This is a genomic window from Pseudomonas sp. ICMP 561, assembly GCF_002699985.1.
In the GTDB taxonomy this organism is placed as follows: Bacteria; Pseudomonadota; Gammaproteobacteria; order Pseudomonadales; family Pseudomonadaceae; genus Aquipseudomonas; species Aquipseudomonas quasicaspiana.
Genome location: NZ_LKBT01000045.1, coordinates 189,402 through 202,528, shown reverse-complemented (window position 1 = coordinate 202,528; position 13,127 = coordinate 189,402). Strand labels below are relative to the sequence as shown.

The 13,127-nt window shown below is 57.0% G+C and carries 9 protein-coding genes and 1 pseudogene; 7 read left to right on the top strand and 3 right to left on the bottom strand.

All coding sequences use genetic code 11. From position 1 onward, the window contains the following. Positions 1–205: 205 nt before the first annotated feature. The 6 genes from AO242_RS22925 to AO242_RS22900 all read left to right on the top strand — a co-directional run bounded on the left by AO242_RS22925 (position 206) and on the right by AO242_RS22900 (position 8,988). Positions 206–2,143 (top strand): DUF1302 domain-containing protein, encoded by a 1,938-nt coding sequence (locus AO242_RS22925; RefSeq protein ID WP_099270477.1) that lies wholly within the window; start codon positions 206–208, stop codon positions 2,141–2,143. 30 nt (positions 2,144–2,173) lie between these two features. Then, complete coding sequence (locus tag AO242_RS22920; RefSeq protein WP_176560688.1) at positions 2,174–3,538, top strand: DUF1329 domain-containing protein; 1,365 nt, start codon at positions 2,174–2,176, stop codon at positions 3,536–3,538. Between the two features lie 383 nt (positions 3,539–3,921). Then, the gene (locus tag AO242_RS22915) at positions 3,922–6,663 is read left to right on the top strand and encodes a LuxR C-terminal-related transcriptional regulator (protein ID WP_099270475.1); all 2,742 of its coding nucleotides are present in this window, start codon (positions 3,922–3,924) and stop codon (positions 6,661–6,663) included. Positions 6,664–6,887: 224 nt separating this feature from the next. Beyond that, the gene (locus AO242_RS22910; RefSeq protein WP_099270474.1) at positions 6,888–7,481 is read left to right on the top strand and encodes a hypothetical protein; all 594 of its coding nucleotides are present in this window, start codon (positions 6,888–6,890) and stop codon (positions 7,479–7,481) included. 57 nt (positions 7,482–7,538) lie between these two features. Further along, on the top strand, positions 7,539–8,183 hold the full coding sequence (locus tag AO242_RS22905) for an MBL fold metallo-hydrolase (protein ID WP_099270473.1): 645 nt from the start codon (positions 7,539–7,541) through the stop codon (positions 8,181–8,183). Positions 8,184–8,283: 100 nt separating this feature from the next. After that, the gene (locus tag AO242_RS22900) at positions 8,284–8,988 is read left to right on the top strand and encodes an OmpA family protein (protein ID WP_099270472.1); all 705 of its coding nucleotides are present in this window, start codon (positions 8,284–8,286) and stop codon (positions 8,986–8,988) included. Between the two features lie 149 nt (positions 8,989–9,137). Here the strand turns inward: AO242_RS22900 and AO242_RS22895 are convergent, their stop codons facing one another. The 3 genes and pseudogenes from AO242_RS22895 to AO242_RS22885 form a co-directional block, all read right to left on the bottom strand. Further along, a complete protein-coding gene (locus AO242_RS22895) occupies positions 9,138–10,049 on the bottom strand; it encodes an acyltransferase (RefSeq protein ID WP_099270471.1) in 912 nt (303 codons plus the stop codon). An 80-nt stretch (positions 10,050–10,129) separates the two neighbouring features. Next, positions 10,130–12,220 (bottom strand): phosphate acetyltransferase, encoded by a 2,091-nt coding sequence (pta, locus tag AO242_RS22890; protein WP_099270470.1) that lies wholly within the window; start codon positions 12,218–12,220, stop codon positions 10,130–10,132. Between the two features lie 88 nt (positions 12,221–12,308). Beyond that, positions 12,309–12,660, bottom strand: a pseudogene (locus AO242_RS22885) (DUF3565 domain-containing protein). Between AO242_RS22885 and AO242_RS22880 the strand changes: the two are divergent. Then, positions 12,629–13,114 (top strand): FKBP-type peptidyl-prolyl cis-trans isomerase, encoded by a 486-nt coding sequence (locus tag AO242_RS22880; protein ID WP_027899554.1) that lies wholly within the window; start codon positions 12,629–12,631, stop codon positions 13,112–13,114. The pseudogene AO242_RS22885 and the gene AO242_RS22880 overlap by 32 nt on opposite strands. The last annotated feature ends 13 nt before the right edge of the window (positions 13,115–13,127 follow it).

Below are 13,127 nucleotides of genomic sequence, written 5' to 3'. Positions count from 1 at the left end.
GCCACAAATCACACTTTAGAGGGATCAAGCAGTGCGTTGGGCTGGCTATAGTCGATACAGGGGCTGCGTAAAAACCAATAACAAGGCGAATCGTTGTAACCTTCCGGGTTACCCGATGAGCGCTGGGCTGTCTTTCGAAAGATCGGCTGCCCGTTTTTTAGCAGTACCACTGCCAAAACAATAAAAAACACATGGAGTAGCGTTGATGACATCAGCAAACCAGTTCTGGCGCCGGGCAAAACTGCCTTTGGCCGTCAGTATCGCTTCTACGCTCGCCGGTCCTGCTTTCGGCGTCAGCTTCAACATTGGCGAAATCGAAGGCAAGTTCGACTCTTCGCTCTCCGTGGGCGCCAGTTGGTCCACCGAAAATGCCAACAAGAATCTCATCGGTTCGAACAACGGCGGGCATGGTCTGTCGCAGACGTCCGATGACGGCCACTTGAACTTCAAACGCGGTGAAACGTTTTCGAAAATCTTCAAGGGCATTCACGATCTTGAATTGAAGTACGGCGACACCGGCGTGTTTGTACGCGGCAAATACTGGTATGACTTTGAACTCAAGGACGAGAACCGGGAGTTCAAGGACATCAGCGATTCCAACCGCAAGGAAGGCGCCAAGTCTTCCGGCGGGCAAATTCTCGACGCCTTCGTTTATCACAACTACAGCATTGGCGATGAGCCAGGTTCGGTGCGTTTCGGTAAGCAAGTGGTCAGTTGGGGTGAAAGTACTTTCATCCAGGGCGGCATCAACAGCATCAACCCGGTCGATGTGTCCGCGTTCCGTCGTCCAGGCGCCGAAATCAAGGAAGGCCTGATTCCGGTCAACATGTTTTACCTGTCGCAGAGCATCACTGAAAACCTTTCGGCAGAAGGCTTCTACCAGCTTGAGTGGGACCAGACCGTTACCGATAACTGCGGCACGTTCTTCTCGCAGCCGGATGTGATTTCGGATGGTTGTGACAGCAACCTGGCGGTATTGCGCAGTCGAAGCGGCCTTAATAGTTCACTGACTGCCGCCGGTTTGCCCGCCGGGGCGCGTGGCGCGGTCTTCAATAGCCTCGGCCAACGCGGCGTATCTTTCGGCAACCCGGATGAAGGTGCAGTCGTACGTCGCGGCCCTGATCGGGATGCTCGTGACAGTGGCCAGTTTGGCTTAGCCATGCACTATAACTTCGAGCCGCTGGACACCGAGTTCGGTGCGTATTTCATGAATTATCACAGTCGTGCGCCGATTTTCAGTGGCAGAGGCGCTCCAGCCAGCGCTTATAGTGCCGCAGGGTTAGTGGGTGGACTTGTGGGCAGTGGCATTCCGTTGGCTACGGCCAGGGCTTTGGCGCCGACGCTTTTACCTCTGGTCGTTGCGGGTAATTCCAGCTACTACGTCGAGTACCCGGAAGACATTCATCTTTACGGCCTGAGCTTCTCCACCACATTGCCAACCGGCACGGCCTGGTCCGGCGAACTCAGCTACCGGCCGAATGCTCCGGTGCAGATCAATACCACCGATATCCTGTATTCGGGCATCACCCCTCTGAACCCGAACGTTTCGGTGCTGCAAGGTCGCCCGGATACCGATCAAAAGGGCTATCGCCGTAAAGAAATCACTCAGCTGCAAACCAGCTTCACTCAGTTCTTTGATCAAGTCATGGGGGCTGAACGTCTGACCGTAGTGGGTGAGGTGGGCTGGACGCATGTTGGCGGCCTGGATAGCACTTCTAAAATTCGCTACGGCCGTGACCCGAGTTATGGTCCTGGCCCGCTGCCTAATGGGCAGTGCGCGACACTCAACGCAGGCACGCTTACGGGTGCCGCACAAAACAACCTCACCCGCTATTGCGAAGATGACGGCTTCACCACAGCCAACTCCTGGGGCTATCGCGCTCGCGCCATCTGGGACTACAACAGCGTATTTGCCGGGGTAAACCTGCGTCCAAACGTCGCCTGGTCTCATGACGTCAAAGGCTATTCGCCAGGGCCTGGCGGCAACTTCGAGGAAGGCCGCAAAGCTGTGAGTCTGGGACTGGATGCCGAGTATCAGAACACTTACACAGCGGCTCTCGCGTACACCAACTTCTTTGATGGCAAGTACACCACGGTTGATGATCGCGATTTTGTGTCGCTCAGCTTTGGCATGAACTTCTAAGAGCCCGGTATTTTCAGGACGACGATGAATATGAAAATAACAAAAAATCTGTTGCAGGTCGGTGTGCTGGGTTTGTCGCTGTTGGCGACTGGTGTGATGGCTGCTGTATCTGAATCCGAAGCTGCAAAGCTGGGCACTACGCTGACGCCAATGGGCGCTGAAAAGGCCGGGAATGCCAGCAACACTATTCCTGCCTGGAGCCCGATGCCGAAGAATGCCGGGGCGGTGGACAGCAAAGGCTTCCTGGCCAACCCCTATGCCAGCGAGAAACCTCTGTTCACCATCACCGCCGCTAACGTTGAGCAGTACAAAGCCAACCTTGCGCCGGGCCAGTATGCGATGTTCAAGCGTTACCCGGAAACCTTCAAAATGCCGGTCTACCCGTCCCATCGCGGCGCGACGGTACCGGATGACGTGTCGGCTGCCATCAAGAGAAATGCCACCAATGCCAAGCTCGTAGGGGGTGGTAATGGTGTCGAAAACTTCGATACAGCGGTACCGTTCCCGATTCCTCAGAGTGCTACCGAAGTCATCTGGAACCACATTGGGCGTTATCGTGGCGGTAGCGTGAAGCGTCTGGTGACCCAGGCAACGCCGCAGCCGAACGGATCATACAGCCTGGTGTATTTCAGTGATCAGTTTGTATTTCGCGACAAAATGAAGGACTACGATCCGAAGAATCCCGGCAACGTATTGTTCTATTTCAAGCAGGAAGTCACTGCGCCAGCGCGTCTGGCCGGTAGCGTGCTGCTGGTCCACGAAACCCTCAATCAGGTAGCCGAACCGCGTTCTGCCTGGCTCTATAACGCAGGGCAACGTCGGGTCCGCCGCGCTCCGCAGGTTTCCTATGATGGACCGGGCACTGCCGCTGATGGCTTGCGCACATCCGACAATCTGGACATGTTCAACGGCGCACCGGATCGGTATGACTGGAAGCTGGTCGGCAAGCAGGAAATGTACATCGCTGCCAACAGCTACAAACTGGACGATCCGAAGCTCAAGTACGCTGACATCATCAAGGCAGGGCATATCAATCAGGACCTGACACGCTACGAGTTGCGCCGCGTCTGGCACATCACCGCAACCCTCAAGGAAGGGCAGCGTCACATTTACGCCAAGCGTGATTTCTTCATTGATGAAGATACCTGGCAAGCCGCGGTCATCGACCACTACGACGGTCGTGGCCAGCTGTGGCGTGTTGCTGAAGCTCATGCCGAGAACTACTACGACAAGCAAGTGCCGTGGTATGCCCTGGAAGCCATATACGACCTGCAATCGGGCCGCTATCTGGCGCTGGGCATGAAGAACGAAGAGAAGAGGGCCTATGACTTCGGCTTCACTGCGACTACCAGTGAGTTCACACCAAATGCGTTGCGTCAGGAGGGTGTTCGGTAACTTCAGTTACCATCTTTTCGAGTAACTGCTGAAGGCTGCGAAGGTATTCTTTCTGGCACAGCGCAATATTGGACCTGTAGGAGTGAGCTTGCTCGCGATAGCGGTCGAACTGTTGAGAAATTATCATCCGGCCTGACGCTATCGCGAGCAAGCTCACTCCTACAGGGATGGTATTTGCTGTGCCACAGCGCAGCGTCCATACACCGGGCAAACTCCCACCGATCATTTGCACCTGAAGCCCCTTCACCGGGGCTTTTTTATGGCTGTGTATTCGAGTCAATGATTGTAGGGAAATTGTTACAGTCTTTTCCCGCGCAACCTTCAAAACAGCTGACTTACCGGCTAGTCTCCAGAGCATTCGCCTAGCCGATCAAGAGCCGGCCATGACTGATTTGTCCCGTTTGCAAGCGTTCGCAGGCAACGTGGTCCCCGCGCTGGAAGGACGACTCTTCCGGCCACCCTTGCCTGACGGCTACGTACCTCGTAACCGTCTCTGTACACGATTGGCTGCCGGTTTATCCGGACGGCTGCTCTTGATCAGTGCGCCTGCCGGTTTCGGCAAGAGCTCAGTGGCTATCGAGTTCTGCCAGAATCTACCCGAGGACTGGCAAAGTGCATGGTTGGGTTTGAGTCCGCGTGACAGCGATCCGGGGCGTTTTCTGGAGCGTTTGCTGGCAGCGCTGCAACAGTTCTTCCCACAGCTGGGCGCTCAGGCCCTGGGTTTATTGAAGATGCGTCAGCGTCATCAGCCCTTCGCTTTTGAAGAGTGGCTCGATGGTCTGCTTGATGAGCTGTCGATGCACCTGATGCTGGGCAAGCCAGTATTGCTGGTGCTGGACGATTACCATTTGGCCCAAGGGCCCGTGCTGGATCGCTGTCTGCAGTTTTTCCTCAATCACCTGCCTGCCGGATTGATCATCATGGTCACCAGTCGCCAGCGCCCCGAGTGGCATCTGGCGCGTCTGCGGCTGTCGCGGCAATTAGTAGAGCTTAACGAACACGACTTGCGTCTGACACATGCTGAATCTTTATCCCTGTTGGGTGCACGTAGCCACTCGCTCGGGGCCGATGCGCTGCAGAGCCTCATCGAGCGCAGCGAGGGGTGGGTGGCCGGGCTACGCTTCTGGTTGCTGGCGGCATCTGAAGAGGGGACTGATAACGAGTTGCCGCAAGCGCTGCATGGTGGTGAGGGGTTGATACGCGACTATCTGCTTGAAGAAGTCATCGATAGCTTGCCCGACGATGTGCAGGCCTTTCTGTATGACACCGCGTGCCTGGAGCGTTTTTGCTTCGAGCTGTGCGACGCCGTCAGGGACAGCCATGACAGCGCGCAATTGCTGGGTTATTTGCAGGCGCATCAAGTATTTCTGGTACCGCTGGATGAGCACGGTCGTTGGTACCGTTATCACCACCTGTTTTCCGATCTGCTGCGCGCCAAGGCTCAAGACGGCCCCCAACAAAACCGCCTGCATCTTAATGCCTGCCGCTGGTTCAGCGAACAGGGCTTGTTGGATGAAGCGGTTGAACAGGCGCTGCGGGCCGGGCACCTGGACGTCGCCGCCAATCTGGTCCAGAACCTTTCCGAAGAGCAACTGCTGGCTGAGCAGAACGTCGGCATGTTGTTACGCTGGAAGATGGATTTGCCCGACAGCCTGCTGATCAGTACGCCGAGACTGATTGTGTTGTACGCCTGGGCGCTGGGGCTGGCGTGTCAACTTGATGCCGCCGAAGAATTGGCCGAACATCTCAGTCGTTTTCTGCCGGCACCTTCTGCCACGGCGCAAGAATCAATGCTCGCTCAGTGGCTGGCCCTGAGCGGGATTATTGCCCGCGGGCGAGGTGACACTGAAAAGACTCAGCGTTATTGCAGCGAGGCATTGCTCAGCCTGCCGCGCAAACGTTATGGCCAGCGCTTGATGTGCTTGTCGACCCTGGCCAGTCTGGCGATTGCCGAAGGTGACCTGTGGCGTGCTCGCGCCTTGAATCGTGACGCGCTTGAGCTGGCGCAGCGGGTCGCCAATCCCTTGTTCGAAGCCCTCGCGCGTTATGATCGCGCCCGTGCGTTGCAGGCTCGCGGTGAAATCCTGCGTGCGCTCGATGAGGTTCGCTACGGGCTACACCGTCTGAAGGGCTTGTCTGCACAACGCTTGTACGCCGTTCGTGCGCGACTCACGCTTTATGAAGGCTATTTACTGACCCTTCGCATGCAGGATGAGACCGGTCGCGCGCAGCTACTGGCTGGTCTTGCCGAAGCGCGGGCATGTCGGGACATCAGCGTGCTGATCGGCCACTGTGTGATTGCAGGGCTGTTGGGGCGAGAAGGGCGCTTTGCCGAGGCGTTCGCGGAGCTTTCCGAAGCCGAGCGGCTGATGCACATCTGGGACGTGCCGTCGATTTACTATCTGGCGATGATCACGCTGGTCAAGTGTGAGCTGTGGTTGGCGCAAGGCCGACTCGATCTGGCCGAAGCCTGGTTACTGCGGTTGACCCAGACCTACAGCGGCGATACGCCAGCATCATCACCTGAGTGCCATCCGCAACTTCCGCATTATGTCGAGTTGCAGTGCGCTGCACTTGAGCGAGTTCAGGGGAAGGTCGACGCTTGCGCGCAACGCCTCAATCAACTGGAGATTCATGCTCGTAGCGTCGATGGTCAACTTCTGAACCTGACGGCATTGATCCAGCAGATGTTGTTGTTTATTGGCACCGGCGACGAGGCTAAGGCCCGCGCTTTACTGGATCAGAGTTTGCGCGCCGCAACGGGCGGGGCGTTGTTGCCGTTTCATGAGCTGATTGAGCATCACCCTGGCTGGTTACGCGAGCAACTGCTGCAGTTCGCCCCTTGTGCGGTGCGCGATGCACTCCTGGAAAGGCTGCCTATGTTGGCCTGCACCCAGCTCAAAGAAAGCACTGAGACCTTTTCTGCCAGGGACACCCTGAGCGCACGGGAGTTAAGCGTCCTGCAGTTGATCGCCCAGGGTTGCTCGAATCAGGAGATCAGTGATCAGCTCTTTATTTCGCTGCACACCGTCAAGACCCACGCCAGCCACATCAATGGCAAGCTTCGGGTCGAGCGCCGAACCCAGGCCGTGGCCCGGGCACAGGAGCTAGGCCTGTTGAGCTGAGCTTTGGCCGACGGCTCCGATCCTGGAACCCATCCATGACTCATCGCTGTGGTTAGCGCTCAATGATCAGGCGCTTCGCTTTCCAGGATGCTATTGGTTTCGGCTGACATGAAGACTTTGCCTCAAGGCATCAGCAACGATCTTTCGCGTTGCTCGGTGACGATTGCCAATCCCACGCCTAAAATGCGCACTGTCAGAAAACCTATTTCACCCAAGGAAGCTCGATGCGCATTGATTGCACCACTGAAAAATCAGGTTTAGCCGTCAAGGTGCTCGTTGGTCTTGCGGCAGTCTGGACGCTTCAGGCATGCCAGCCAGTGCCGCTGAAAATTTCCCAAAGCTTCGATGTTCCTTATGGTCAATATCACACGCTGGTACGACACAACGTTCTGTCTAAAGGTGAGTTGGTCTGCCAGGTGCACGTCGAGAAAAATAACCTGGGCGACGCATGGGTTCCCTCTGTCGTGCTGGCTGCGGCCGAGGACGATAAAGAGGACTACAGCATGTTCCTCACCAGCTCACCCACAAAACCTGTTGGGGACACGCGACTTTTCAGCGTGCGAACGCACCTGAATGACAAACCGATCGTGCGTTCAACGTTCTTCAAGGCGCTCGATACGAACGGCGACTTTTCCCTTCGGCTGGCGTGGCACGAGGATGGATCAATTACGTACCAGGTCGCTACCGCGGACAGCAAATCTGAAGAGCAATTGCTTGAGACACCGGGCTTCAAGACACGGCATGTCAGCGTGCATACCAGTGGCGTTACAGGCAGCACGAACTGTGAGCTAAAGGGCGCAAAGTCTGAGAGCAATTGAGGCTTCCGGTCGGTAGTCTTCAATCCCGATTGATCCATTAACCTTCGCAGGCCCTGCATGCAAGCGGCAAAGCCCACGCTGATACGAGAAACATTCCCCGTTGGCCCATTGCAGTGCAACTGCACGATCATTGGCGATCCGATCACCCGAAAAGCCATCGTGGTGGATCCGGGGGGCAACCATGAATTGATTCTGGCTCGCCTGACAGCACTGGATCTGAAGGTTGTGAGCATCATCCATACCCATGCGCATCTCGATCATTTTCTGGCATCGGGGCTCTTGAAAGAGAAGACCGGGGCGACGTTGCACCTGCATAAAGAGGATCAGTTCCTGTGGGACAACCTTGAGACGCAATGTCAGGTTTTTCGCGTGCCTTATACGCCCGTGCCGCCGCCGGATCGCTGGTTAGCCGATGATGAGGAGCTGGCCTGCGGTTGTGGTGTGGCGCTGCATACTCCGGGTCATACGCCTGGCTCGATGAGCTTCTGGTTTGCCGATGCCGGATTGTTGATTGCCGGGGACACCTTATTTCGTCGAGGTATCGGTCGTACGGATTTGTGGGGCGGGGACCAGCCGACCATCGTGCGTTCCATCAAGCAGCGTTTGTACACACTGGATGAAGAGGCTACGGTTGTCACAGGGCATGGTCCTGATACCCGGCTGGGGGATGAAATGCGTGAGAACCCGTTCGTTCGGGCTTGAGCGCTGTTCAGGCAGGGTTAAGGAATTTAACAGGGCTGCCATGCTCTAATTTCGTCACAAGTCTGAGGACTTGATGTTCATAGAATTCAGGAGCATCTGCATGTTTACCTCGCGTCGTTTGATTATTGCCGCTACTGCCGTGGCTATGCTTTCCGGGTGTGCGTCACCAAACCCTTACGACAATCAGGGCCAGGCGCAAAGCGCTGGCGGTGTCAGCAAAACGGCCAAATACGGCGGGCTGGGTGCGCTGGCGGGGGCTTTGGCTGGTGCAGCGATCGATCACAATAGTCGCGGCAAAGGGGCTTTGATTGGTGCTGCGGTAGTGGGCGCTGCTTCTGCCGGTTACGGTTACTACGCTGACAAACAGGAAAAGGCGCTGCGCGAAAGCATGGCCAACACCGGCGTCGAAGTGCAGCGTCAGGGCGATCAGATCAAGCTGATCATGCCGGGCAATATCACTTTCGCGACCGATTCCTCGGCTATCGCCAGCAGCTTCTACTCACCGCTGAACAACCTTGCCGGTTCGTTGAAGCAGTTCAATCAGAACAACATCGAGATCGTTGGTTACACCGACAGTACAGGTTCGCGTCAGCACAATATGGACCTGTCTCAGCAACGTGCGCAGAGCGTGAGCACCTATCTGACGTCGCAAGGCGTTGATCCTGCCCGCCTGTCAGTGCGGGGTGCCGGTCCTGATCAGCCGATTGCCAGCAACGCTGATGTGAACGGCCGTGCTCAGAACCGTCGCGTTGAGGTCAACCTCAAACCGATTCCGGGTCAGCAATATGAGCAGTATCAGCAGTAATTCGAGGGGCTGCGGTGCCAATGGCACCGCGCTGTCGCGGGGCATACGTTAGATCTGTAGGAGTGAGCTTGCTCGCGATAGCGGTTTGTCAGTCACTGGGTATATAACTGACAGTCCGCTATCGCGAGCAAGCTCACTCCTACAGGGTGTTATGGTTTCGCGTCACCCGGATACTCGCTGTGCAACCGCGCCAACAACTGATCCTTCTCTTCCCACAGCTTATTGATCCACTGCTGGAATTCCAGACGGTATTCGCCGTCCTGATCGTAGTTCTTGCCGATGAAGTGCTGCGGAATCTTGATCTCTTCGAAATGCGCGACCACCTCCCGAACATTGCCGCATAGCAGGTCCCAGTAACCTGGCCGACCCTGCGGGTAATGAATCGTGACGTTGATGATCGACTCCAGCTGTTCACCCATCGCATCCAGTACAAACGCGATTCCGCCTGCCTTGGGCTTGAGCAGGTAGCGGAACGGTGATGACTGCGCGGCCTGTTTGCCGCTGGTGAAACGGGTGCCTTCAGCGAAGTTGAAAATACCCACCGGGTTGTTGCGGAATTTGGCGCAGGTGCGTCGGGTAGTGGCCAGGTCCTTGCCTTGCTTCTCCGGGTGTTTCGCCAGATACGCTTTGGAATAGCGCTTCATGAACGGGAAACCCAGTGCCCACCATGCCAGACCTATGATCGGCACCCAGATCAACTCCTGCTTGAGGAAAAACTTCAACGGGCGAATCCGGCGGTTCAAGACGTACTGCAACACCATGATGTCGACCCAGCTCTGGTGATTGCTGGTGACCAGATACGAGTGTTCGTAATCCAGGCCTTCCAGACCGCTCAAATGCCAGCGGGTATGCCCAAGCAGATTTATCCAGCGGTTGTTGTTGGCGATCCACGCTTCGTGAATGTGGCTCATCAGCCAGTCCGTCACGCGTTGAGCTGCTGGGAAGGGCAGGCACAGCTTGAAGATGGCGACGACGAACAGCGGCGTGCAACAAACAATGGTGTTCAGCGCCAACAGCAGCGAGGCGATGAAACCGCGCAATGGGGCAGGCAGAAAATCCATACCGGAAGGGCTCCAGAAGAGAGTTCGGATGCTGTCGCCTGGCAGGCGACAGCATCGTGTGAGTATGACGCAGCAGTGTGTCAGGAAAGAGTGGCTGCCTGAATCGCGGTCAACGCGATGGTATAGACGATGTCATCCACCTGTGCTCCACGTGGTAAATCGTTTACCGGCTTGCGCAGGCCTTGCAGCATCGGGCCGATGCTCACGCAATCAGCGCTGCGTTGTACCGCCTTGTAGGTGGTATTGCCGGTGTTCAGATCGGGGAATACGAACACATTGGCGCGACCTGCTACGGCGCTATCCGGCGCCAGTTGCCGGGCGACGTTCTCGTTGGCGGCAGCATCGTATTGCAGCGGCCCGTCGATCAGCAGGTCGCGTTGCGTTTCCTGGGCGAGTTGGGTCGCTTCACGAACCTTTTCCACTTCTTCGCCACTGGCCGAATTGCCGCTGGAATAACTGATCATTGCGACCCGCGGCGTAATACCGAAAGCCACTGCGGAATCGGCACTTTGCAGGGCAATTTCTGCCAGCTCGCTGGCGCTTGGGTGCGGATTCATGATGCAGTCGCCATAGACCAGTACCTGATCCGGAAACAGCATGAAAAAGACCGATGACACCAGCGTGCAGCCCGGTGCGGTCTTGATCAGTTGCAAGGCCGGGCGAATGGTATTGGCGGTGGAATGGATGACCCCGGAAACCAGCCCGTCGACCTCGTCCAGCGCCAGCATCATGGTGCCAATCACCACCGTGTCTTCCAGTTGCTGTTCAGCCATCGGCGCATTAAGGCTTTTGCTTTTACGCAACTCGACCATGGGCGCGATGTAACGCTCGCGAATCAGATCCGGATCGAGAATCTCAAGGCCCGGTGGCAGCTCGATGCCCTGCGCCTTGGCCACCGCGTGGACTTCTTCGGGCCTGGCGAGCAGCACACATCGGGCGATCCCGCGTGCGTGGCAGATCGCGGCGGCCTGAATGGTCAGCGGCTCGCTGCCTTCCGGCAGCACGATGCGTTTGTTGGCGGCCTGAGCGCGCTGGATCAATTGATAACGGAACACCGCCGGGGACAGGCGCAGTTCTCGCGGGGTCCCACAGCGTTGGTGCAGCCAGTTGGCGTCCAGATGACTGGCGACGAAATCAGTGATGATCTCGGCACGCTCGCGGTCATCAATAGGAATTTCCTTGTTCAATTGATTGAGCTGGGTGGCGGTGTCGTAAGAACCGGTGCTGACCGACAGAACCGGCAGGCCAGCCTGCAATGCGCCGCGACACAGCTCCATGATGCGTGGGTCCGGCACGGTGTCGCTGGTCAGCAGCAAGCCTGCGAGTGGCACGCCGTTCATGGCCGCAAGGCTGACGGCAAGAATGATGTCGTCACGATCACCGGGCGTTACCACCAGCACGCCCGGTTTGAGCAACTGCACGGTATTGAGCACGGTGCGGGCGCAGATAATGATTTTCGACATGCGCCGCTGATCGTAATCGCCGGCGTTGATCACCTGCGCGCCGAGCAGTTCGGCCACATCACGGGTACGCGGCGCGTTCAGTTCAGCCTGATAGGGAATGCAGCCCAGCAAGCGGAAGTCGCCGCTGCGCAACAAAGGCGAATGGTCTTTGAGCCGTGCGGCGAAGGCTTCCATGCTTTCATCGGTGCGGACTTTATTGAGAATCACCCCCAGGACTTTCGGGTCTTTGGGGCCGCCGAACAGTTGAGCCTGCAATTCGACCCGGCCCGAGAGTTCGGCCAGCACTTCGTTCTCCGGCGCGGACACCAGAATCACATCGGCATCCAGACTCTTGGCCAGGTGCAGGTTAACCCGGGCCGCATAGCTAGCGTGTCGGGTCGGCACCATGCCTTCAACGATCAACACGTCTTTGCCGACTGCGGCCTGTTGATAGAGGCTGATGATTTCTTCCAGCAACTCATCCAGCTGACCATCGCCAAGCATCCGCTCTACGTGGGACAAGGCCAGTGGTCGTGGCGGATTCAGACCATGAGTGCGAGCGACCAGCTCGGTAGAGCGCTCCGGGCCCAGATCGCCGGGGTGCGGCTGGGCGATGGGTTTGAAGAAGCCGACTTTCAGCCCGGCACGCTCCAGGGTGCGCACCAGACCAAGGCTGATGGATGTCAGACCCACACCAAAGTCTGTGGGGGCAATAAAGAAAGTCTGCATTCAGGGTTCTCGCTTGAGCAGTACAAGGGCCAAGGCGGCGATGGACAGCCAACTGACCGGAAACAGGGCGCTGTCGAATTGCAGCGTCTCAGAGGTGGCTAAGGTTATCGTTATCCGTAGGCTGCGCACACCAGCCACAGCGAAAGCCTTTACCTATTTTTTGCAGCCGTTGTTTTGGATCAAGTACCCAGGCGCGTGATTGCCAGGGTAGTTGATGACGCAGGTGCTGAGTATGTCCGCACGAGAGTATGACCACCCAATGGCCCTCTTCGTCCTGCCGGAAATCTGTAACCGTCACGTTATCCAATAGGGCCCGTCTGTCTGCGTCTGTCCGTGTTGCGTTCGCTTTCGAGCGATGGCTTGGTTAAACTTGCTCGTTCTTCAATCTTAAGCAAAAGGTCTTGACCCATGCCGATCGCCGCCAATAAGGCTGTCTCCATTGACTATACCCTGACCAATGACGCTGGTGAGGTCATCGACAGTTCCGCTGGCGGCGCGCCGCTGGTTTACCTGCAAGGCGCAGGTAACATCATCCCTGGCCTGGAAAAGGCTCTGGACGGCAAGAATGTTGGTGACGAACTGAAAGTCGCTATCGAGCCGGAAGACGCCTACGGCGAATACTCCGCCGAACTGGTCAGCACCCTGAGCCGCAGCATGTTCGAAGGTGTCGACGAACTGGAAGTGGGTATGCAGTTCCACGCTTCCGGCCCGGACGGCAGCATGCAGATCGTGACTATCCGCGACCTGGACGGCGACGACGTTACCGTTGACGGCAACCACCCGTTGGCCGGTCAGCGCTTGAACTTCGAAGTGAAGATCGTTGATATTCGTGATGCCAGCCAGGAAGAAATCGCCCACGGTCACGTGCATGGCGAAGGTGGTCACCACCATTGATTTGAGCTGCTAA